This is a genomic window from Trujillonella endophytica, from assembly GCF_900110555.1.
Taxonomy (GTDB): domain Bacteria; phylum Actinomycetota; class Actinomycetes; order Mycobacteriales; family Geodermatophilaceae; genus Trujillonella; species Trujillonella endophytica.
This window is the reverse complement of record NZ_FOEE01000001.1, coordinates 458,850-477,489: the sequence shown is the minus strand read 5'-3', so window position 1 is coordinate 477,489 and position 18,640 is coordinate 458,850. Positions and strand designations below refer to the sequence as shown.

Below are 18,640 nucleotides of genomic sequence, written 5' to 3'. Positions count from 1 at the left end.
AGCGACGCTACAACGTCGCATGAGCTCTTTTCGCTGGTGCTGCACGGTGTCCGCCCGCACCCTCGACGGCGTGCCCACCCGTGACCGCCTGCTCGCCCTGCTCGTCGCCGCGGTGTGGGGGCTGAACTTCCCGGCCATCCACCTCTCGCTGGAGCACTTCCCGCCCTTCTTCCTCGTCGCGCTGCGGTTCGCCCTGATCGCCGTGCCGACCCTGCTGCTCGTGCCGCGCCCCGAGGTGCCGCTGCGCTGGCTGCTGGGCTACGGGTTCGGCTTCGGCGTCCTGCAGTTCGTGTTCCTCTACGCGGCCATGGACGCCGGCATGCCTACCGGGCTCGCCTCACTGGTGCTGCAGTCGTCGGCGCCGTTCACGGTGGTCCTGGCCGGGCTGCTGCTGCACGAGCGGCTCGGCGCCCGGCAGCTGGCGGGCACCGCGGTCGCCGTCGCCGGGCTGGGCGGGATCGCAGTGCACCGCGCCGGGCTGGACGGCGGCGCGGCGCTGCTGCCCGTCGTCCTGACGCTGTGCGGCGGGCTGGGCTGGGCGCTGGGGAACCTGTCCAGCCGGCAGGCCCGCGCCCCCCGGCCCTTCCGGTTGACCCTGTGGATGACCGTCGTCCCGCCGCTGCCCATGCTCGCCGCCTCGCTGCTGGTCGAGGGCCCCGCCCGCATCGGCGCCTCGCTGACGGGCCTGGGCGACCGCGAGGGGCTGCTGGCGCTGGGCGGGCTCGCGTTCACCGTCGTCGTCGCCACCCTGGGCGGATCGGGCATCTGGACGACGCTGATGAGCCGGCACCCCTCGGGGGTCGTGGCGCCGTTCTCGATGCTGGTGCCCGTGGTCGGCACGTCGTCGGCGTGGCTGCTGTTCGGCGAGGCGACCCCGCCGGTCGAGCTGGCCTGCGGCGCCCTCGTCGTCGCCGGCGTGCTGCTCGGTTCCCGCCCGCCCCGGCCGGCCGGCCCGCCCCGGGACGCCGCTTCGCAGAACCCGGACGACACCGCGCTCGCGCGCACGGCAGGATCGTCGGTGTGACCGACTCCGACACCGGCCAGACGCAGCGCCCCACGCCGCCCGCGGCGATCTCCTTCGCCCGGGGCGCCCCCTCGACCGACATCGTCGACGTCGACGGCCTCAAGCAGGCCGCGGTCGCCGCCTTCGAGAACGACCCCGCCGGCGTCACCGGCTACGGAACGGCGATCGGCTACGTGCCGCTGCGCCGGTGGATCGCCGAGAAGCACGGCGTCCCCGAGGACCACGTGCTGGTCACCAACGGCTCGATGCAGGCCGACGCGTTCCTCTTCGACGAGTACGTGCGCCCCGGCACGGCCGTGATCACCGAGCGCCCCACCTACGACCGCACGCTGCTCGGCCTGCGCGAGCGCGGCGGCGAGGTGCACCTGGTGACGCTCCAGGAGGACGGCATCGACGTCGACGAGGTCGAGGCCCTGCTGGCCGGCGGCCTGCGCCCGGCGCTGGCGCACGTGATCCCGAACTTCCAGAACCCGGCCGGCTACACGCTGTCCCTCGCCAAGCGGGAGCGCCTGCTGGCCCTGGCGCACGAGTACGACTTCCTGCTCTTCGAGGACGACCCGTACGTCGACGTGCGGTTCACCGGCGAGCCGCTGCCGCGGATGCTGGAGCTCGACGGCGGCGCCGACAGCCGGCAGGTCGTCTACGCCTGCTCGTTCTCCAAGACCGTCTGCCCCGGTATCCGCGTCGGCTACCTGGTGGGGCCCCCGGCGGTCATCGACCGGATCCGCGTGCGGGCCACCAACACCTACATCGCGCCGAACATGGTCGCGCAGGGCACCGTCTACCAGTACGTCACCGGCGACCGGTTCCCGGCGGCGCTGGAGCGGGTCAAGACGGCGCTGGCCGAGCGCGTCGGCGTCCTGGACGAGTCGCTGCGCCGGCACCTGCCGCAGGCCACGTTCCGCCGTCCCGAGGGCGGCTACTTCCTGTGGGTGAGCCTGCCCGAGGACGAGGGCCACGACGTCGCCGCGATCGTCCGGGAGGCGACCGCGCGCGGGGTGACGATCGTGCCGGGCACCGACTTCCTGCTCGAGGGCGGCCACAACGCCTTCCGGCTCGCCTACTCCGGGGTGACCGCCGACGTGGTCGACGAGGGCGTCCGCCGGCTGGCCGAGGCCGTGGCGGCGGCCCGGGGCTGAGGAAGGACCCCACCGCGGGCCCTGCGGCGAGCCGGGGAGCGGGCCGGGCGACACGCCCGGCCCGCTCCAGGGCCCTTCGGCCCTGAGCAGGCTCTTCCCCCGGACGGATTGTCACGCTCCGGTCACGGACCTAGCGTGGCCCGGGTCCGGACGGCTCCCCGCCACCTCACTGGTGGCAGCCGGACCGGATGCCGCCCCGCCGGCCCGCGCGCCGCCGGCGGGAGGACCCGACCGACACCGACGTCGCTCGAGTGCGCCCCCGTCGCGCGCACGCGGTCCCTGCCCGTCCCGGGGCGGCCGTGCACGAGAGGACCGCCCCGCCGCCCATGGCGAGCTCGCCCGTCCCCACCCGCCGCCGGCTCCCCGGCACCCGCACCCTCCTCGTCCTGGCCGCCGCCGGCGGCCTGGCCCTCGGGCCCCTCCCGGCGACCGCGGCCCCCGGCGATCCCGGGCCCACGACCTCGCAGGAGGCCGCCGAGCTGCTCGCCGCGCGGGGCCACGAGCTCGAGGTGGTCACCGAGCGGTTCAACGAGGCCCGCGAGCTGCTGGCGCAGGCCCAGGCGGACGCCTCCGCCGCGGCCGCGGCAGTGGAGGCGGCGGAGGCCTCCCTCGCCGCCGCGCAGGAGCGCGTCGCGACCGTCGCCCGGAGCGCGTGGACCGGGGACCGGCTGAGCTCCCTGCAGTCGATGCTCGCCAGCTCCTCCCCCGACGACCTGCTCGACCGGGTGAGCACGCTGCAGTCCATCGCCGAGCACGGCAACGGCCTGCTCGGTGACGCCACCCGGGCCGACGCCGACGCCGCGGCGGCACGGTCCGCGGCGGACGGGGCCGCCGACGAGGCCCGGGACCTGCTCGACCAGGTGGCCGGGCAGCAGGCGGCGCTCGACGAGCAGGTCGCCCGCTTCCAGGCCGACTACGACCGGCTGATGGCCGAGGAGGAGGCGGCCCGCCTCGCCGCCGAGAGAGCGGCCGCCGAGCGGGCCGCCGCGGAGCAGGCAGCCGCCGAACGGGCCGCCGCGGAGCAGGCCGCCGCTGAACGGGCCGCCGCCGAACGGGCCGCCGCGGAGCAGGCCGCCGCCGGGCAGGCCGCCGGCCCCCCGCCGGCGCCCGCGCCCGCCCCGCAGGCACCCCGGCCGGCCGCTCCCCCGCCGCCCCGCCCGGTCCAGGCCGCGGCGCCGGCCCCCGTCGCCGCGCCGGCGAGCGGACCGGCGGCCCAGGTCGCCGTCGACACCGCGATGGCCCAGCTGGGCGACCCGTACGTGTGGGCGGCCGCCGGGCCGAACGCCTTCGACTGCTCCGGCCTGGTGCAGTACGCCTACGCCGCCGCGGGCGTCGCCGTGCCGCACTCCAGCCGCATGCAGTCGACGATGGGCGTGCCCGTCGCGCGGTCGCAGCTGCAGCCCGGCGACCTGGTGTTCTTCTACAGCCCGGTCAGCCACGTCGGCATCTACATCGGCAACGGGCAGATGGTGCACGCCTCCACCTACGGCCAGCCCGTCAAGGTCGCCCCGGTCGACTCGATGCCGGGCTACAACAGCGCCCGCCGCATCGCCTGAACCGATCAGCGGCCGCCGCGCAGCTGCCCGTACCACCGGGCCAGGTCGGGCAGCTGGTGGGCGGCGTTGAGCCCGCTGGGGTTGGGCACCACCCAGGTCTCGGCCCCGCCGAGCGGCTCGGGCTGGCGGCCGAGCGCGGCGCGGCGGCGGCCGGTCGCCTGCCGCCAGGCCGTCACGCCGAGCACGGCGACCACCCGCGGCCGGTACGCGACGACCAGGTCGGCCAGCGCCGCCAGCCCGGCCCGCAGCTCGTCGGGAGCGAGCTCGGCGGCGGTGCGGGTGGGCCGGTCGACGATGTTGGTCGACCCCAGCCCGTGGCGCAGCAGCTCCCGGTCCTCGTCCGGGGCCAGCCGCCGCGGCGTCAGCCCGGCCAGGTGCAGCGCCGGCCAGAACCGGTTGCCCGGCCGCGCGAAGTGGTGCCCGACGGCGGCCGAGGTCAGCGACGGGTTGATCCCGCAGAAGAGGACGTCGAGCCCGGGAGCGATCACATCGGGCAGCGGCTTGCCCGCCGGAACGCCTCCCACGGCGACAGTCTGCCGAGTCGTTCCCGGCCCCGCCGTCGACGCCGAAGCAGCCACCTGGCACCGTTCTCCGCGGGTGCGCCCCGCGCGAGCGGGGTAGGTACCCGGTGCAGGGACGGACGAGAGCAGGAGCGCAGATGCCGCAGGGCACGGTCACGTGGTTCAACGCCGAGAAGGGGTTCGGTTTCATCGCCCCGGACGACGGTGGGGACGACGTCTTCGTCCACTTCTCCGCCATCGAGGACGACGGCGGGTTCCGCAGCCTCGACGAGGGCGCGACGGTGGAGTTCGAGGCCAGTCAGGGCCAGCGCGGGTTGCAGGCCGACCGCGTGCGCCAGGTGGGCGGCGGCGGGGGCCGGCCCGGGGGCGAGCGGGCCGAGCGGGGTGAGCGCCGGGACGACCGTCGCGACGACCGCCGGGATCGGGACGACCGCGGTGCCGGGCGCGCCTCCGGTGGCCGGTCGCAGGGCACCGTCGCGCGGTTCAACGCCGAGAAGGGCTTCGGGTTCATCCAGCCCGACGACGGCGGCGAGGACGTGTTCGTCCACTTCTCCGCGATCGACTCCGACGGCTACCGCGAGCTCGAGGAGGGCCAGCGCGTCGAGTTCGACGCCGTCCGCGGCCAGCGCGGCATGCAGGCCGAGGGCGTCCGCGTCGTCGGTGGCGGCGGGGGCGGCCGCGGCGGACGGCCGGAGCGCGGTGGGCGTACGGAGCGCAGCCGGTTCGAGCCCGGCGGCGGCCGCGGCGGGCGGGCGCAGGGCACCGTCGCGCGCTTCGACGCGGACAAGGGCTTCGGGTTCATCCAGCCCGACGACGGCGGCGAGGACGTGTTCGTTCACTTCTCCGCGATCGACTCCGACGGCTACCGCGAGCTCGAGGAGGGCCAGCGCGTCGAGTTCGACGCCGTCCGCGGCCAGCGCGGCATGCAGGCCGAGGGCGTGCGCGTCGTCGGTGGCGGCGGGGGCGGCCGCGGCGGGCGCCCCGAGCGTGGCGGCTCCGACCGGCCCGCCCGCGGCCGCGACGAGCGGCCGGCCCGGCGTCCCTCCGGCGGCGGCGGTGGCGGTGGTCGCGGGCAGGGCACCGTGAACTGGTTCAACGCCGAGAAGGGGTTCGGGTTCATCACCCCCGACGACGGCGGCGACGACGTCTTCGTGCACTTCTCCGCCATCCCCGACCGCGGTGGCTACCGCGAGCTCCAGGAGGGTCAGCGGGTCGCGTTCGAGGCCAGCCGCGGTCAGCGCGGGATGCAGGCCGACTCGGTCGACCCGCTCTGACCCCTCGGGGAGAGCTCGACGGCGTGCCCGCTCCCCCGCTCGTGACGCTGCACCTGTGGGGCGTGTCCGGGCGGGGGATCGGTCGCGCGATCGCGCACATGGCCACCGACCGCCCCCGGCTGCGCCGAATTCCGGGGCTGCGGTTCGCCAAGCTGCTGGGCACCGGCAGCGGGCGCACCTTCACGGTGCGCGACGCCGATCCCCGGCGCTGGGGGCTGCTCGCCGTCTGGGACGACGACGTGGCGGCCGACGCCGGCGACCGCGGGCGGCCGGTGGCCGGCTGGCGCGCGTTCGCCGACGAGGAGTGGTCGGCGCGGCTGCGGCCGCTGACCTCGCGCGGCCTGTGGTCGCGACGCGAGCCCTTCGGCCGCCCCCGCCCGGCCCGCTGGGCGGGCCCGGTCGCCGCGGTCACCCGCGCCCGGCTGGTGCCCCGCCGGGCCGCGCGCTTCTGGGCGGCGGTGCCTCCGGTCTCGGCGGACCTGCACCGCTCCCCCGGGCTGCGGATGGCGCTGGGCATCGGGGAGGCCCCGCTCGGGCTGCAGGGCACGTTCAGCGTGTGGGAGTCCGCGGCCGCGCTGAACTCCTTCGCCTACGACCGGGCCCCGCACGCCGCGGTCGTCGAGCGCACCGCCCGAGAGGGCTGGTACGCCGAGGAGCTGTTCGCGCGCCTCGCCGTCCTGTCCACGGTCGGCACGCTCGGCGGCGCCGACCCTCTGGCCTGACCCCGGCGGGAGCCCCGCCGGGGCTCGGCCTCAGTCCGCGAAGGTGAGCACCTCGGCGACCGGGCGCCGGTTGGTCGACGGCGTCCGGTCGCTGCTCGGGTAGCCCAGCCGCAGCAGCATCTGCGGGTGCCCGACCAGCGACAGCCGGCCCCGCAGCTGGGTGCGGGTGGCCGGCCAGTCCAGCGCCTGGGTCAGCGGCGACGCGGCCAGCCCGGCCACGGTCGCCCGCAGCAGCACCTGCCCGAGCGCCCGCCCCGCGGTCAGCCAGGCGATCTCGTCGTCGTTGTCGGTGCCCACCAGCACGACCGTCGGCCGCTCGACCGCCGGCGGGGGCGCGTCGGGGTCGTCGGGGTTGTGAAAAGGCGACCGGTCCGCCGGCCGGGTGCCGACGGCGAAGTCGCGGATCAGCCAGTTCGACGGGCGGGTCGCCGGGTCCTCGGCCGGCACCGAGACGACCGGGATGCCGTCCGTCGCCGCCGGGTCGGTGCGCAGCCACCGCTGCAGCTCCTCCACGTACTCCGGCTCGCTCTGCTCGAGCTCCTCAGCCCGGGCCACCAGGAACGCGGTCGCGACCTCCTCGTCGGCCTCGGTGATCGGCTTGAGCCACACCGAGAACGTGCCCGCGGCGCGCTGCAGGTCGTCGACCACCTCGGCGGGCACGGCCTGGGCCCGGAACGGCGCGCGCTCGGTGTGCCGGCTGGCGATCGCGGCGCCGAGCGCGCGGTCGGCCTCGGACACCTCCCGCGGGCCGGTCACGGTCAGGGTGGCCAGGAGCTCCGGGGACGCCGGGTCCGGCTGCAGCTCCACCGCCACGTCCACGCCCTCGGCCCGCAGCGCGACGACCGCGAACTCCACCGCGACCCCGCAGCTGATCACCCGCTGCCGGCCCGTGCGGTCCAGCGTGTGCAGCGCCCGCGCGGCGTCGGTCCGCACGTCGAGGCGATCCCCGGTCACGGAGAACGACCAGGGCTGCGTGTTGTGGATGGACGGCGCGCGCGTCGCGGCCTCCACCACCCGGCTCCACTGCTCCCGGTCCACGGGCCACCCCCTGTCCGCCCCTCGCGGGGGCTCCTACGTGCTCCGGTCCTGCCTACCCCATCGCGGGCCGGGGAGCCGCATCGGCTCAGGGGCCGAAGTAGAGCCGGATCGCGGTGCCGTCCGGCCCGGAGCGCACCGCGGCGTCGTCGGCCAGGCTCCACGCCAGCCACATCCCGTGCGGGCCGTCACCGGGGTCGGGCGGCACGTACCCCCGCGTCTCGTCGGGCAGCCCCGGACCGGAGTCGGAGACCTCGACGACGAAGACGTCGCCCTCCATCCACGTGGTCAGCTCCGCGTACGGGGCCACGGTCAGCGAGTTGAGGAGGAGTTCGTGGGTGGCCAGGACGACGTCGCCGACGCGAGCGCGCCGGTCGTCCGGCACGAGCGCGCACGTCTGGCGGCGGGCCGACCACGGGGAGGTCACCACGAGCACCTCCGCGCCGGCCGGCCGCGGCGCCCACGCGGGCTGCACCGATCGGAGGAAGACCCCCGGCTCCTCGTACTCCGCCGCCGGCACCGGCGTGCCCTCGCCCCAGGTGAGCGGGTGCGTGCGGGCCACGGCGTCCAGCACGTCGGCGGGCAGCCGCCGCCGGTCGTGCAGGCAGAGGCTGTAGTACGGCATGTCGTCGTAGCAGCGGTTGGCGACCGATTCGAAGCGGCTCCACTCGCGGCCGTCCTCGGCGGCCAGCCACACCGGCTCGGCGGCCAGCCGCCAGTGCGGCGTCGTCGCCCGCAGGCCGCGCAGGTCACGGTCGTAGGCCTGCAGCGTCCGGGCGCCGCCCTGGTACCAGGTCTCCGCGGCGGCGAAGAGCGCGAGCCGGCCGAGGTCCGGTCCCAGGTGCGCGGCCAGGAGGCTGCGCACCCGCTCCCCGGCGACGACCAGCACCGGTTCGTCCCGCGAGAAACCCTCGAGCACGAACGGCACCACCCGGTGGACGAGTTCGTGGTCGGTGCCGTACACGAAGCCCTCGTGCGCGAACCGGGTCCCGTCCCAGGCGCCCGTGGGGCGCACCCGGCTCACGCCGTCACCCGCGCGACGGTCCCGGCCCGGCCGAGGCGGTCGCCGGGGCGCGGGGCCGTCAGGGGATCCCGCCGCGACGTGGCCTTCACCACACCGACGCTACCCCCGTCGAGGCCGTCACCCGCTCACAGCCCGTGTGCGGCCAGTACGTCGGGCAGGGCCGCCGCCGGGACGCCGCGTCCGTCGTCGGGCCGCGGCCAGTGCACCGCGACCTCGTCGATGCCCGCGTCGGCCAGGCGCCCGAGCGTGTCCCGGTAGCGCTCCCGGCTCTCGTAGGGCCACGCCAGCTCGAGCCCCACCAGCACGATCCGGCGCAGCGCCGAGGGCGCGCGCCCCTCCTCGGCCAGGACGTCGCCCAGCCGGCCGCTCTGCTCGGCCACCGCGGAGAACCACTCCTCCGGCGCGACGTCGGCGCCGAAGGGGCCGTAGGTGACCCAGGACGCGCCGTGCCGGGCGGCCAGGCGCAGGGCCCGCGGACCCGCCGCCGCCACCGTCAGCGGCAATCGCGGCCGCTGCGCGCAGCCGGGGATCGTGGCGGCCTCGACCGCCGAGTACTCGGTGCCCCGCGCCGTCGTCACCGGGTCGGTGAGCAGCCGGTCCAGCAGCGACAGCCACTCGGCGAACCGGTCGGCGCGCCCCGCCCGGCTCCGCGGCGGCTCCCCCAGCACCCGGGCGTCGGGCCCCTCGGTGCCCACCCCCACCCCCACCTCGAGCCGGCCGCCGGAGAGCTGGTCCAGCGTCATCAGCTCCTTGGCGAACGGCACGGGGTGGCGGAAGTTCGGCGAGGCGACCAGCGTGCCCAGCCGCACCCGCTCGGTGACGACGGCCGCCGCGGCCAGCAGCGGCACGGCGCCGTACCACGGTGCGTCCGCCAGCAGCGGCCAGCGCAGGTGGTCATAGGTCCAGGCGGTGCGCACGCCCGCCGCCTCCACGGCCCGGACGTCGTCCAGGAACGTGGACACCGGATGCCGGTCGGGGAGCACGACGGCCGAGAGGTCGAGGGTCACCGCGCCAGTATCGAGCGCGCCACCGACAGGAGACCGGACTCACCCGGCGACATCGCTTGGCGCCCCAATGGTTGGCCTACAGTGGAGCTGTGACCCCCATTCCGGACCCCGACCTGCCGGCGGGCGACCCCCTGGCCCTCGAGCGACAGGTCTGCTTCGCGCTGTCGGTCGCGGCCCGGACCGTCGTCTCGGTCTACCGGCCGTGGCTGGAGCCCATGGGGCTCACCCATCCGCAGTACCTCGTGATGCTCGCGTTGTGGCAGCACGGCCCGCTCGCGCTCAAGGACCTCAGCCGGCTCCTCCAGCTGGACCCCGGCACCCTGTCCCCCCTGGTCAAGCGCCTGGAGGCGGCCGGCTACGTCCGCCGCGACCGCGACGCCCGCGACGAGCGCAGCCTCGCCATCGCCCTGACCGACACGGGCCGGGCGCTGCGCGAGCGGGCCGAGCGCATCCCCGCCGGCATCGTCGAGCACCTGGGCCTGCCGGTCGAGGAGCTCCTGGCGCTGCAGCAGGCGCTGACCCGGGTCAACGCCGCCGCCCAGGCGGCGCTCGCCGCTCCCCCGCCCGTCGACCGCGCCCAGGAGGTGCCGGCATGACCCGCCCGGTGGTCGAGACCCCCGTCCTGACCGAACCGCTCGTCCGGCCGAACCCGCTGCGCTGGGTGCTCTACGCGTTCGGCGCGGGGCTCCCCGCCCGGCACCGGAGCTGGGTCCTGCACGACGTCACCACCCGCACCTGGGGCCTGCGCCACGTCGCCCGCACGCTGGTCCAGCTGTCGGTGCCCATCGCGCTGGTCGTCGTGCTCGTCCCCGGCCCGCTGTGGCTGCGCTGCATGACCGCGCTCATCGGCCTGATCCTGGGCACGTTCTTCGCGGTCGCCTACATGTCCGAGACGGTGGAGAACCGGGTCCGCAAGGCCGGCTACCCGATCGGCAGCGCCCAGGCCGGACGCGACCGCATCTCGGCCGGCCGGGAGGCGCTCGCCTCCCAGCGCCGCCGCGCGGCCGCCGCCAGGCGGGCGGAGCGGTACCGGGCGCGCCAGGGTCGCTGAGGGACGGCGTCCCGGCCCGTCAGCGGGCGTCCTCCGGCGCGTCCGCCGGCCGCTTCCCCTCGCGGGCGCCGCGCAGGGCGTCGAGGCGTCCGAGCGGGATCGACGCGATCATCCGGGCCATGTCGGTGCCGAGGGCCTCCCCCGACCCGACACCCGATCCCCCGGTCAGGGCGCCGAGCATCGGGGCCATCGCCGCCGCGGCCTCGGGGTCGGCCATGAGCTCCCCGAGGGTCGTCTCGGCGGTGACCGGCAGCCGGACGTCGTCGCCCTCGACCCGGACGGTCGCGGTGGCGCGCAGGTCCCGGCTGGAGACGCCGGCGGACACCTCGTAGCCGGCGGGCTCCAGGACCCAGCGCTGCGCCTTCGGATGCCAGTAGGCGAGGTCGGCGCGGCGCAGCAACGCCGTCGCCTGCCGGCTCTCCCCCGGCGCCAGCGTCACCCCGGCGAAGCCGGCGAGCTGGCGCACGGGGCGCTGCACCGCCGAGCCGGGCACGCCCACGTAGAACTGCACGACCTCGCGGCCGGCCCGGTCGCCGGTGTTGGTCACCGTGATCGTGGCCGTGATGCCCTCGTCAGCGGCGGTCAGCGCGAGGCCGGAGACGTCGAAGGTCGTGTAGGAGAGGCCGTGGCCGAAGGGGAAGGTCACGTCGATGCCCCGGGCGTCGTACCAGCGGTGCCCGACGTGCAGGCCCTCGCCGTAGCGGTGCCGGGAGAACTCGCCCGGGAAGTCGAGATAGGCCGGCACGTCCTGCAGGCGCTGCGGCACGGTCTCGGCGAGCTTCCCCGAGGGGTTCACCGCGCCCACCAGGACGTCCGCGAGCGCCGCTCCCCCGGCCTGTCCCAGCAGCGCGCCGTCCAGGATCGCGGGGACCAGGTCCACGACCGGCGCGAGCCGCACCACCCCGCCGGAGGAGAGCACCAGCACCGTCCGCGGCTGCACCGCGGCGACCGCGCGGACGAGGTCGAGCTGGTCGGCGGGCAGCTCGATGGACTCGCGGTCGAAGCCCTCGGACTCCTGCCGCGCGGCGAGCCCGACGAACAGGACGGCGACCTGCGCGGCGCGGGCCACCTCGACGGCCTCGGCGCGGAGGGCGTCGGCGTCCCCGGTCCCGTCGGTGCTGAACCCGCGGGCGGCCCGCACGTCCCCCAGGCGGCTCCGGAGCTCCTCCAGCGGGACGTCGACGCGGGTGGGGGTGACGTGCGAGCTGCCCCCGCCCTGGTAGCGCGGCAGCTCCGCGAACTCGCCGATGACGGCGACGGACGAGGCGGGCGCCAGCGGCAGGACGCCGCCGTCGTTCTTGAGGAGCACCACGCAGCCGGCCGCGACCCGGCGGGCCAGCTCGTGATGGCCGTCGACGTCGAACGCGGCGTCCGGACGGCGGGAGGCGGCCACCCGCGCCGCGAGCTCCGCCACCCGCCGGGCGGCCCGCCGCAGCGCCGCGGGATCCAGCCGGCCCTCGGCGACCGCGGCCAGCAGACCGGCGTCGCCGTCCGGGTCCGGTCCGGGCATCTGCAGGTCCAGGCCCGCCGCGACGGCCGCGACCCGGTCGGCCACCGCACCCCAGTCGCTGACCACCGCACCCTCGAAGCCCCACTCCCCGCGCAGGACCTCGGTGAGCAGCCACGGGTCCTCGGAGGCGGGAACGCCGTTGACCTTGTTGTAGGCGCTCATCACGGTCCACGGCCGCGCGTCCTCGACGACCCGCTGGAAGGCCCGCAGGTACACCTCGCGCAGCGGCCGCTCGTCCACGTCGGAGCTGGCGCGCATCCGGTCGTGCTCGGCCTCGTTGCCGGCGAAGTGCTTCAGCGCGGTGCCCACGCCCTCGCTCTGCACGCCCCGGACCCAGGCGGCGGCCAGCGTCCCGGTCAGCACCGGGTCCTCGGAGAGGTACTCGAAGTTCCGGCCGCCGCGGGGGTCGCGCTTGAGGTTCACGCCCGGTCCGAGCAGCACGCCGACCCCCAGCGCCTGCGCCTCCCGCCCGAGCGCCGCACCCACCTCGGCGGCCAGCCCCGGGTCCCAGGACTGCGCCAGCCCCACCGCGGGCGGGAAGCACGTCGCCGGCTCGCTCGCGCCCAGCCCCAGGTGGTCCGGGGACCCGACCTGCTTGCGGATGCCGTGCGGCCCGTCGGTCAGCCAGAAGGGGGCGATGCCCTCGCCCTCGACCGTCCAGAACGAGGCGCCGCTGGTGAGGGCGGCGTCCTGCAGGCTCGGCTCCGGGCCGGCGTCGGAAGTCATGCCGTGTTCCTCTCACGATCGGGGGATCGGCGGAAGAGCTCGGTCCGGTCCCGCCGTGCGCGTCCGGCGGCGCCGCCGGCGCGGCGCCGCGACCCCATACTGCGGTGTGCCGCCTCGCCCCTGCCGCGCCGCTCGTGTCCGGACGACCCCGTGAGGGTCGCGCTGTTCGCCACCTGCCTGGTCGACACCCTGGTGCCGCAGGTGGCCCGGGCGACGGCGACCCTGCTGCAGCGGCTCGGGCACGACGTCGTCGTCCCGGCCGGGCAGTCGTGCTGCGGGCAGATGCACGTCAACACGGGCTACCGGCGCGAGGCGGTGCCGATCGTCGCCAACCACGTCCGGGCCTTCGCCGGCGCGGACGTCGTCGTGGCGCCGTCCGGCTCGTGCGTCGCCTCGATCCGCCACCAGCAGGCGGCGGTGGCGCGGCGGGCCGGTGAGCACGGGCTCGCCGAGGAGGCGCAAGCGCTGGCGGCGCGGACGTACGAGCTGTCGCAGTTCCTGGTCGACGTCCTCGGCGTGACCGACGTCGGCGCCTCCTATCCGCACCGGGTCACCTACCACCCGACCTGCCACTCGCTGCGGCTGCTGCGGGTCGGCGACCGGCCGCTGCAGCTGCTGCGGGCGGTGCGCGGGCTGGAGCTCGTGGAGCTGCCGCGGGCCGAGTCGTGCTGCGGGTTCGGCGGCACCTTCGCGGTGAAGAACGCCGACACCTCGACCGCGATGCTGACCGACAAGATGGCCGACGTGCTCGCCACCCGCGCGGAGGTCTGCACCGCCGGCGACGCCTCGTGCCTGCTGCACATCGGCGGCGGGCTGTCCCGGCTCCGGTCGGGCACCCGCACCGTGCACCTGGCCGAGATCCTCGCCTCGACCGACGCCCCACCCGGGCAATTCCGCGCTTCTGCACCGGGCAGAAGCGCGGAATTGCACGGAGGGGGAGCGCGATGACCGCCGTCCACCTCGGGATGCCGAAGGCGCAGCGACCCACCCTCCCCACCGCCCCGGCGGGCGTGGGCAACCTGCGCGGCGACCGGCCGTTCCCCGCCGCCGCCCGCGACGCGCTGCGCGACGGCCAGCTGCGGGCCAACCTCGGCGCCGCCACGACGACGATCCGCGGCAAGCGCGCCGGCGTCGTCGCCGAGGTCCCCGACTGGGCGCAGCTGCGCGAGGCCGGCCGGGCGATCAAGGCCGCCACCATGGCCCGCCTCGACGAGCACCTGGAGGAGCTGGAGCGGCAGGTGACCGCCCGCGGCGGCACCGTGCACTGGGCCCGCGACGCCACCGAGGCCAACGCGATCGTCACCGCGCTGGTGCGCGCGACCGGCGCCGACGAGGTGGTCAAGGTGAAGTCGATGGCCACCCAGGAGATCGGCCTCAACGAGGCCCTGGAGGCCGCCGGGATCACCGCCCTGGAGACCGACCTCGCCGAGCTGATCGTGCAGCTGGGCGAGGACCGGCCGAGCCACATCCTCGTGCCCGCGATCCACAGGAACCGCGCCGAGATCCGCGAGATCTTCGCCCGCACGATCCCCGGCGTGGACCCGGGCCTCACCGACGACCCGCGCCGGCTGGCGATGGCCGCCCGCACCCACCTGCGCGAGCGGTTCCTCCGCGCCCGGGTGGCCGTGAGCGGCGCCAACTTCGCCGTCGCCGAGACCGGCACCCTGGCCGTCGTCGAGAGCGAGGGCAACGGCCGGATGTGCCTCACGCTGCCGCAGACGCTGATCACCGTGATGGGCATCGAGAAGCTGGTGCCGACCTGGCGCGACCTCGAGGTGTTCCTGCAGCTGCTCCCCCGCTCCTCCACCGGCGAGCGGATGAACCCCTACACCTCGCTGTGGGCCGGGGTCACGCCCGGCGACGGCCCGCAGGAGTTCCACCTGGTGCTGCTGGACAACGGGCGGACGGCGGTGCTCGCGGACGAGGTCGGGCGGGAGGCGCTGCACTGCATCCGCTGCTCGGCCTGCCTCAACGTCTGCCCGGTCTACGAGCGCGCCGGTGGCCACGCCTACGGCTCGGTCTATCCCGGCCCGATCGGCGCCGTCCTGAGCCCCCAGCTGACCGGCATGTCGGGCGACGAGAACGACCCCAACGCCTCGCTGCCGTACGCGTCGACCCTGTGCGGGGCCTGCTACGACGTCTGCCCCGTCGCCATCGACATCCCCTCGATGCTCGTGCACCTGCGCGGCGAGCACGTCGAGGCGCAGCAGCGCACCACACCCGAGGCCGCCGCCTTCCGGGCGCTGGCCCGAGTGATGTCGCACCCGCGGCTGTGGCGGCTCGCCCAGCGCGCCGCCGGGCTCGGCCGCTTCCTCGCCCGCGGCCGGCCCACCCTCCCCGCGGCCCTGCCCCCGCCCGCGAGCGCCTGGACCCGCGCCCGGGACCTGCCCACCCCGCCGCGGGAGACCTTCACGCAGGCCTGGGCGCGGGAGCACGGGGCGTGACCGCCCGCGACGAGGTGCTGGCGAGGATCCGCACCGCCCTCGGCCCCGAGCGCCGACCTCCGGCCCCGGTCGCCCGCGACTACCGCACCACCGACGACCGCCCGCTGCCGGAACTGCTCGACGTCCTCACCGACCGGCTCACCGACTACCGCGCCACCGTCCTCCGCTGCGCGCCCGACGCGATCGGGGCCACCGTCACGGCCGCGCTCGACACTGCCCTCGGGGCCGGTTGGGTGCCCGGCGACGTCGTCGTCGCCCCCGGGGTGCCGGAGGGCTGGCGGCCGGCGGGCTGCACCGAGGACGACGGCCGGCCCGCCGTCGAGCTTCCCGCGTTCGCCGCCAGCCTCACGGGCGTGACCCTCGCGATCGCCGAGACCGGCACCCTCGTGCTCGACGCCTCCCCCGTGTGCGGGCGGCGGGCGCTGTCGCTGCTCCCCGACCTGCTCGTCTGCGTGGTGACCGCGGACCAGGTCGTCGGGAGCGTCCCCGAGGGCCTGGCGCGCCTCGATCCGCTCCGCCCGCTCACGCTGATCAGCGGTCCCTCGGCCACCAGCGACATCGAACTGCAGCGGGTCGAGGGCGTGCACGGGCCGCGCACCCTCGTCGTCGTCCTCGCCGGCGACTAGCTTCCCCGCGGTGAGCGCAGCGACGGCCGGCCCGGGCGCCTTCGCCGTCCGGCTGCGCCGGTTGCGCGAGGACGCCGCCCTGACCCAGGAGGAGCTGGCCGAGCGGGCCGGCCTGACGGCGAAGGCGATCGGCGCGCTGGAGCGCGGGGAGCGCCGCCGCCCGTACCCGCACACCGTCCGGGCGCTCGCCGACGCCCTCGGCCTGGACGGCGCCGGACGGGAGGGGCTGTCCGCGGCCGCCCGGCCGACCGGGGAGGCTCCCCCGAACCCGGTCCTGCCCGTGCCACCGGTGCCGCTGGTCGGCCGGGAGACCGAGTTCGCCGAGGTGGCCGCTCTGCTGCGCGACGGGACGACGCGGCTGCTCACCCTCACCGGCCCCGGCGGGGTGGGCAAGACCAGCCTGGCGCTCGAGGTGGCGCGGGCGCTGGGCGAGGACTTCCCGGACGGCGTGGTGTGGGTGGACCTGGCCCCGGTTCGCGACGCCGGCCTCGTGCTCGCCACCCTCGCCCGCGCGGTCGGCGGGCAGCAGCCGCCGGGGGCGACCCCGGCGGCGCTGGCCACCGTGCTGGGCGGTCGCCGGCTGCTGGTGGTGCTGGACAACCTCGAGCACCTGCTCGGCGCCGCGAGCGACGTCGCGGACCTGCTGGCCCGCTGCCCGGGCCTGGTCGTGCTCGCCACGAGCCGGGCACCGCTGCGGCTGCGCGCCGAGCGGGAGCGGCCGCTGGGTCCGCTGCCCCTGCCGGCCGGGCCCGAGGTCGCGGCGGTCGCCGCGTCGCCGGCCGCCCGGGTCTTCCTCGACCGGGCCGGCGCCGCCGGGGGGTCGGTCCCGCTCACCGCCGCCACGGCCGCCGACGTCGAGGCGATCTGCCGCCGGCTCGACGGCCTGCCGCTCGCCCTCGAACTGGCCGCCGCGCACGCCCGCTACCTCGCGCCGGGCCCGCTGCTGGCCCGGCTCGACACCGCGCTGGGCACGCCCGGTCCGCGGGACCTGCCCGAGCGCCAGCGCACGGTGCGGGCGACCCTCGACTGGAGCCACGACCTGCTGACCGCCGGCGAGCAGGTGCTGCTGCGCCGGCTGGCCGTGTTCCGCGGAAGCTTCTCGCTGGACGTGGCGCAGGAGGTCGCGGGCGGCGACGGCGACGTCGTCCCGGCGCTGGCGGGACTGGTGGAGCAGTCGCTGGTCGTGCCGCTGCCCGGGCCGGGCCCGAGGTACCGCCTGCTGGAGCCGGTCCGGCAGTACGCCGCGGCCCGGCTGGCGGAGGCGGGCGAGGCCGGTCCGGTGGCCGACCGTGCCGCCGACGCCGTCCGCGCGCTGGCCGGCGGCGCGCGGACGGGGCTCCTCGGCCCCGACCAGCCCGCCTGGCTGGACCTCCTCGAGCGCGAGCACGGCAACCTCGCCGCCGCGCTCGCCCGGCTGGTCGGGACCGGGCGGGCCGGGGCCGCCGCCGAGCTCGGCGCCGACACCTGGCTGTACTGGGCGCTGCGGGGCAACGCCGTCGAGGGCCTGGGCTGGCTGGAGCCGGCCGCCGCCGCGGCCGGCGAGCTCGACGCCGCCGCACGCGCCGCCCTGCACCTGGCCCTGGCCGGGCTGCGCTACGCCGGCGGCGACGTGCCGGGCACCGCGCGGGAGGCCGCCGCGGCCGCCGACGCCGCCGAGGGCGCCGGCGCCTCGGCCGAGGACCGGCACGCCCAGGCCCTCGTGCTGGGCGCCATGGCCGCCGTGTTCGCCGGCGAGCTGGACCGGGCGGCGACGCTGCTGGACCGGGTCGCGCCGCTCGCCCGCCGGATCGGGCACGAGTGGACCGGCGCCCACACCTCCACCGCCCGCGCCCAGCTGCTGTTCCGCTCGGGCGACGTGGCCGCCGCCGCGCGGGAGCTCGACGGGGCCGAGGCGGCGGCGCGGGCGCTCGGCGCGCCGTTCACGATCGCCCTCGTCCTCAACATGCAGGGCAGCCTCGCCCTGGCGACCGGGGAGGTCGACGTCGCCCTGGACCGGCTGACCGAGGCGGCCGAGCTGGCCGCCGCGGTCGGCACCGCCTGGACCCTCGCCTACACGCTGCCGTCGCTGGCGGTGTGCGCCGCGCAGCGCGGCCGGCACGGGCTGGCCGCCGAGCTGTTCGCCGCGGGGTCGGCCACCGCCGAGGCGGGGTCGCTCGCCGTCTCCTTCCCGCCCGACCTGGCGGCGGCCCGGGAGTGGCTCCCGGTCGTGCGGAACGCGCTGGGCGAGGAGGCGTTCGCGGCGGCCTGGGGCCGGGGCCGGGCCCTGCGCCCGGCCGACGTCCCCGGCCTCGCCGCCGGCATCGGGAGCCCGGATCAGCCGCGGACGCGACGGACGTAGCGGCGGTAGCGCCACGCGAACACGGTCCGGGCCAGCACCCGCACCGGGGGCGGCAGGACGCCGAGCATCGCCGTCCGCTCGGCGGGGCTGCACTCCTCGAGCACCATCCCGAACAGGATCGGCAGCTGCGAGCGCTCCATGTGGGCCATGCCGTGCCGGCCGACGGCCTCCCACTCCGCCCGGGACAGGCGGCGGGCGGCCAGCGGCAGGATCTCGGCCTCCTCCTCGTCCAGGTGCTCGAGCAGCGCCGCGACGAGGAGCTCCAGGCCCGCGGCGACCTCCTCGGTCACGGCCGGGCGCGCCTCGGCCTCCCAGCGGTCCAGCGCGGTGCGGAGGGCGTCGAGGTGGCCGTGCACCTGCTCGTGCTGGGCCTCCATCCGGGCGACGAGGGCGGCGCCGGGGGCGCTGCGCTCGAGGAGCACCGGCCACAGGACGTCGTCCTCCCCGGTGTGGTGCAGGTGCAGGCCTTCCAGGCAGAGGCGCAGGTGCGCGGCCAGGACGGCGGCGCGGGCGGTGTCCCCGGCGGGCACGGCGCGGACCAGTCGGGGCGCCAGGCCGAGCTCGCGACGGAAGGCCCGGTGCACCACGACCATGTCGGACACGTCGATGAGGGCGGTGGTGGAGGTCGTCGATGTCATGCACC

Annotated in this window: 17 protein-coding genes; 11 read left to right on the top strand and 6 right to left on the bottom strand. The window is 77.1% G+C overall.

The genetic code is table 11. The features are described 5' to 3' along the window. The first annotated feature begins 19 nt into the window (after positions 1–19). From BMY88_RS02305 to BMY88_RS02295, 3 genes are all read left to right on the top strand, one after another. Positions 20–1,024 carry an EamA family transporter gene (locus BMY88_RS02305; RefSeq protein WP_244524411.1) on the top strand — a complete coding sequence of 335 codons (1,005 nt, stop codon included), beginning with the start codon at positions 20–22 and terminating at the stop codon, positions 1,022–1,024. Beyond that, positions 1,021–2,163, top strand: a complete 1,143-nt coding sequence (locus BMY88_RS02300; RefSeq protein ID WP_091939662.1) for an aminotransferase-like domain-containing protein — start codon at positions 1,021–1,023, stop codon at positions 2,161–2,163. Before BMY88_RS02305 ends, BMY88_RS02300 begins: the two co-directional genes overlap by 4 nt. Positions 2,164–2,489: 326 nt before the next feature. Beyond that, positions 2,490–3,719, top strand: coding sequence for a C40 family peptidase (locus BMY88_RS02295; RefSeq protein ID WP_091939661.1), 1,230 nt, complete (start codon positions 2,490–2,492; stop codon positions 3,717–3,719). Positions 3,720–3,724: 5 nt separating this feature from the next. Here the strand turns inward: BMY88_RS02295 and mug are convergent, their stop codons facing one another. Then, positions 3,725–4,243, bottom strand: a complete 519-nt coding sequence (gene mug / locus BMY88_RS02290) for a G/U mismatch-specific DNA glycosylase (protein WP_211435427.1) — start codon at positions 4,241–4,243, stop codon at positions 3,725–3,727. 134 nt (positions 4,244–4,377) lie between these two features. On the opposite strand from mug, the gene BMY88_RS24815 reads away from it, so the two are divergent. Beyond that, positions 4,378–5,514, top strand: coding sequence for a cold-shock protein (locus BMY88_RS24815; protein WP_091939660.1), 1,137 nt, complete (start codon positions 4,378–4,380; stop codon positions 5,512–5,514). A gap of 23 nt (positions 5,515–5,537) precedes the next feature. Then, positions 5,538–6,236 carry a monooxygenase gene (locus tag BMY88_RS02280; protein WP_170860913.1) on the top strand — a complete coding sequence of 233 codons (699 nt, stop codon included), beginning with the start codon at positions 5,538–5,540 and terminating at the stop codon, positions 6,234–6,236. A 30-nt stretch (positions 6,237–6,266) separates the two neighbouring features. Here the strand turns inward: BMY88_RS02280 and BMY88_RS02275 are convergent, their stop codons facing one another. The 3 genes from BMY88_RS02275 to BMY88_RS02265 all read right to left on the bottom strand — a co-directional run bounded on the left by BMY88_RS02275 (position 6,267) and on the right by BMY88_RS02265 (position 9,302). Further along, positions 6,267–7,274 (bottom strand): Acg family FMN-binding oxidoreductase, encoded by a 1,008-nt coding sequence (locus BMY88_RS02275; protein WP_091939655.1) that lies wholly within the window; start codon positions 7,272–7,274, stop codon positions 6,267–6,269. 85 nt (positions 7,275–7,359) lie between these two features. Continuing rightward, on the bottom strand, positions 7,360–8,295 hold the full coding sequence (locus tag BMY88_RS02270; protein ID WP_091939653.1) for an anti-sigma factor RsbA family regulatory protein: 936 nt from the start codon (positions 8,293–8,295) through the stop codon (positions 7,360–7,362). Positions 8,296–8,420: 125 nt separating this feature from the next. Then, positions 8,421–9,302: an LLM class flavin-dependent oxidoreductase gene (locus BMY88_RS02265; RefSeq protein ID WP_091939650.1), complete on the bottom strand. Its 882-nt coding sequence runs from the start codon at positions 9,300–9,302 to the stop codon at positions 8,421–8,423. An 89-nt stretch (positions 9,303–9,391) separates the two neighbouring features. Here BMY88_RS02265 and BMY88_RS02260 point away from each other — a divergent pair, with 89 nt between their 5' ends. Next, the gene (locus BMY88_RS02260; RefSeq protein WP_211435426.1) at positions 9,392–9,898 is read left to right on the top strand and encodes a MarR family winged helix-turn-helix transcriptional regulator; all 507 of its coding nucleotides are present in this window, start codon (positions 9,392–9,394) and stop codon (positions 9,896–9,898) included. Next, complete coding sequence (locus BMY88_RS02255; RefSeq protein ID WP_091939647.1) at positions 9,895–10,353, top strand: DUF5313 family protein; 459 nt, start codon at positions 9,895–9,897, stop codon at positions 10,351–10,353. Before BMY88_RS02260 ends, BMY88_RS02255 begins: the two co-directional genes overlap by 4 nt. A 19-nt stretch (positions 10,354–10,372) precedes the next feature. On the opposite strand, the gene BMY88_RS02250 is transcribed toward BMY88_RS02255, so the two are convergent. Further along, positions 10,373–12,589 (bottom strand): glycoside hydrolase family 3 C-terminal domain-containing protein, encoded by a 2,217-nt coding sequence (locus BMY88_RS02250; protein WP_091939645.1) that lies wholly within the window; start codon positions 12,587–12,589, stop codon positions 10,373–10,375. 150 nt (positions 12,590–12,739) lie between these two features. On the opposite strand from BMY88_RS02250, the gene BMY88_RS02245 reads away from it, so the two are divergent. The 4 genes from BMY88_RS02245 to BMY88_RS02230 are packed head-to-tail and all read left to right on the top strand — an operon-like array spanning position 12,740 to position 17,997. Beyond that, on the top strand, positions 12,740–13,537 hold the full coding sequence (locus BMY88_RS02245; protein WP_091939643.1) for a (Fe-S)-binding protein: 798 nt from the start codon (positions 12,740–12,742) through the stop codon (positions 13,535–13,537). Beyond that, positions 13,534–15,033 carry a LutB/LldF family L-lactate oxidation iron-sulfur protein gene (locus BMY88_RS02240; RefSeq protein WP_091939640.1) on the top strand — a complete coding sequence of 500 codons (1,500 nt, stop codon included), beginning with the start codon at positions 13,534–13,536 and terminating at the stop codon, positions 15,031–15,033. Before BMY88_RS02245 ends, BMY88_RS02240 begins: the two co-directional genes overlap by 4 nt. After that, positions 15,030–15,659 carry a LutC/YkgG family protein gene (locus BMY88_RS02235; RefSeq protein WP_091939638.1) on the top strand — a complete coding sequence of 210 codons (630 nt, stop codon included), beginning with the start codon at positions 15,030–15,032 and terminating at the stop codon, positions 15,657–15,659. The genes BMY88_RS02240 and BMY88_RS02235 overlap by 4 nt, the downstream gene beginning before the upstream one ends. Before the next feature lie 10 nt (positions 15,660–15,669). Then, the gene (locus tag BMY88_RS02230) at positions 15,670–17,997 is read left to right on the top strand and encodes an ATP-binding protein (protein WP_091939636.1); all 2,328 of its coding nucleotides are present in this window, start codon (positions 15,670–15,672) and stop codon (positions 17,995–17,997) included. On the opposite strand, the gene BMY88_RS02225 is transcribed toward BMY88_RS02230, so the two are convergent. Further along, the gene (locus BMY88_RS02225; protein ID WP_091939634.1) at positions 17,973–18,635 is read right to left on the bottom strand and encodes a hemerythrin domain-containing protein; all 663 of its coding nucleotides are present in this window, start codon (positions 18,633–18,635) and stop codon (positions 17,973–17,975) included. The two genes, BMY88_RS02230 and BMY88_RS02225, sit on opposite strands and share 25 nt — an antisense overlap. Positions 18,636–18,640 lie beyond the last annotated feature (5 nt).

Bases quoted from the DNA above. Each gene is read 5' to 3' on its own strand.
- BMY88_RS02240 (WP_091939640.1), top strand. From the start codon at position 13,534: ATGACCGCCGTCCACCTCGGGATGCCGAAGGCGCAGCGACCCACCCTC.
- BMY88_RS02295 (WP_091939661.1), top strand. From the start codon at position 2,490: ATGGCGAGCTCGCCCGTCCCCACCCGCCGCCGGCTCCCCGGCACCCGC.
- BMY88_RS02305 (WP_244524411.1), top strand. From the start codon at position 20: ATGAGCTCTTTTCGCTGGTGCTGCACGGTGTCCGCCCGCACCCTCGAC.
- BMY88_RS02250 (WP_091939645.1), bottom strand. From the start codon at position 12,589: ATGACTTCCGACGCCGGCCCGGAGCCGAGCCTGCAGGACGCCGCCCTC.
- BMY88_RS24815 (WP_091939660.1), top strand. From the start codon at position 4,378: ATGCCGCAGGGCACGGTCACGTGGTTCAACGCCGAGAAGGGGTTCGGT.
- BMY88_RS02255 (WP_091939647.1), top strand. From the start codon at position 9,895: ATGACCCGCCCGGTGGTCGAGACCCCCGTCCTGACCGAACCGCTCGTC.
- BMY88_RS02225 (WP_091939634.1), bottom strand. From the start codon at position 18,635: ATGACATCGACGACCTCCACCACCGCCCTCATCGACGTGTCCGACATG.